The organism is Mesorhizobium sp. M7A.F.Ca.CA.002.04.1.1, from assembly GCF_004022805.1.
Classification (GTDB): domain Bacteria; phylum Pseudomonadota; class Alphaproteobacteria; order Rhizobiales; family Rhizobiaceae; genus Mesorhizobium; species Mesorhizobium ciceri.
In genome coordinates this window covers 1-1,889 of sequence record NZ_RZPL01000926.1, presented here as the reverse complement: position 1 = coordinate 1,889, position 1,889 = coordinate 1, and the positions used below count along the sequence as shown (strand labels likewise).

At 63.8% G+C, this 1,889-nt stretch carries 3 protein-coding genes; 1 reads left to right on the top strand and 2 read right to left on the bottom strand.

Going from position 1 to position 1,889, the window contains the following annotated elements:
- On the top strand, positions 1–1,043 hold a 1,043-nt coding region (locus ENZ75_RS30545), incomplete at its 5' end, for a PDZ domain-containing protein (RefSeq protein WP_128278576.1).
- A gap of 43 nt (positions 1,044–1,086) precedes the next feature.
- Here the strand turns inward: ENZ75_RS30545 and ENZ75_RS30540 are convergent.
- Both ENZ75_RS30540 and ENZ75_RS30535 read right to left on the bottom strand, forming a co-directional pair.
- Entirely contained in the window at positions 1,087–1,659 is a 573-nt protein-coding gene (locus tag ENZ75_RS30540; RefSeq protein ID WP_063168275.1) for a GNAT family N-acetyltransferase, read from the bottom strand.
- Positions 1,656–1,889: HAD hydrolase family protein (locus ENZ75_RS30535; protein WP_164888133.1), on the bottom strand; the 234-nt coding region annotated here is incomplete at its 5' end. The genes ENZ75_RS30535 and ENZ75_RS30540, both read right to left, overlap by 4 nt.

The following is a 1,889-nucleotide window of genomic DNA, read 5'->3' as shown; positions in this document are numbered from 1 at the left end:
TCGCCGTGCTCAAGGTCGATCCGAAAGGCCACAAGCTGACGGCGGTAAAGTTCGGCGATTCCACCAAGATGCGCGTCGGCGACTGGGTGATGGCGATCGGCAATCCGTTCGGCCTCGGCGGCACGGTGACGGTCGGCATCGTCTCGGCCCGCAACCGCGACATCAATTCCGGCCCCTATGACGACTTCATCCAGACCGATGCCGCGATCAACCGCGGCAATTCCGGCGGACCGCTGTTCAACAGCGCGGGCGAAGTCATCGGCATCAACACGGCGATCATCTCGCCATCCGGCGGCTCGATCGGCATCGGCTTCTCCATCCCGTCGCAGCTCGCGTCCGGTGTCGTCGACCAGTTGCGCCAGTTCGGCGAGACGCGGCGCGGCTGGCTCGGCGTGCGCATCCAGCCGGTGACCGACGACATCGCCGAAAGCCTCGGCATGGCGACCGCAAAGGGTGCGCTGGTTGCCGGCGTGATCAAGGGCGGCCCGGTCGACAATGGCACGATCCAGGCCGGCGACGTCATCATCAAGTTCGACGGCAAGGATATCCATGAGATGCGCGACCTGCCACGTGTCGTCGCCGAAAGCCCTGTCGGCAAGGCGGTCGACGTGCTGATCGTGCGCAAGGGCGTTGAACAGACGGTGAAAGTGACCCTCGGCCGGCTCGAGGATGGCGAGAAGGCCGCCAACGCCGAGGAGGGCAACACCGATCAGGACAAGGGCGACAAGGCTCCGGCCGTTTCCACTGCTTCGGTGCTCGGCATGACGGTCGGCGAACTGAACGACGAGACACGCAAGAAGTTCAGCATTGCGGCCGATGTTTCGGGCGTCGTCATCACCGACGTCACCAAGGACTCGGCCGCCGCCGAACGCGGCATCCAGCCCGGCGAGGTGATCACCGAGATCGCACAGGAATCGGTTGCTACCCCCAAGGACGTCATGGACCGGATCGGCGCCTTGAAGGAACAGGGGCGCAAGAATGCGCTCTTGATGCTGGCCTCGAAGACCGGCGAGCTCAGGTTCGTGACGATCAGGATGGACTGAGGTCCGGAAGATCGACAACACGACAACACTGAAAAAAGGGCGGCTAGCGAGCTGCCCTTTTTCTTGCCTGCCAGTCCTGGCGCGACAGTCTGTAGAGGACATGCCGTTTGAGATGCGGATGGCTGTCGGGAATGCTGGGGTGGTCGAAATCGGCGGATGGATCCGCGCTCATGCCGAGGCGTTGCATGACGGCGGTGGAGCGGCGGTTGGCCGCGACGGCGAATGACACGATTTCATCGAGGCCAAGCGTCTCGAAGCCGTAGGCCAGCCACGCATCGGCTGCCTCGGTGACATAGCCTTTGCCCCAGAACTCAGGTGCCAGCCGCCAGCCGATCTCGATGGTGCCGGCTGGCAGGGATGGCACATGATCGGTGTCGAGGAGACCGATGAAGCCGATGCATTCACCGGTGGCGGTGATCTCGGCGGCAGCAAAACCGTATCCGTCCTTCGTGGTCCAGGCCCGGAGCTCGTCCATCTTGGCATCCGCCTGGGCGCGGTCACGGCGGAATGGAAAGAACTCCATCACCCGGTCGTCGGAGTTGATGCGGTGGAACAGGTCGCGGTCGCGATCCTCCCAGTTGCGCAGGATCAGGCGCTCGGTACGCATTGGTTTCATTGCACAAAGTCCTCCTGCCTGTAGCCCTGAATATAGAGCAGCGCGGTCAGGTCGCCATGATCGATGCGGACCTTGGCCTGTGCCGCCACCGTCGGCTTAGCGTGAAGCGCGACACCGGTACCGGCAAGGCGGATCATGTCGAGATCATTGGCGCCGTCACCGACGGCAATGGCGTCGGCGGGCGTCAGGCCGAGGCGCGCTGAAATTTCGATCAGCGCGTCGGCCTTGGC

Bases quoted from the DNA above. Each gene is read 5' to 3' on its own strand.
- ENZ75_RS30540 (WP_063168275.1), bottom strand. From the start codon at position 1,659: ATGAAACCAATGCGTACCGAGCGCCTGATCCTGCGCAACTGGGAGGAT.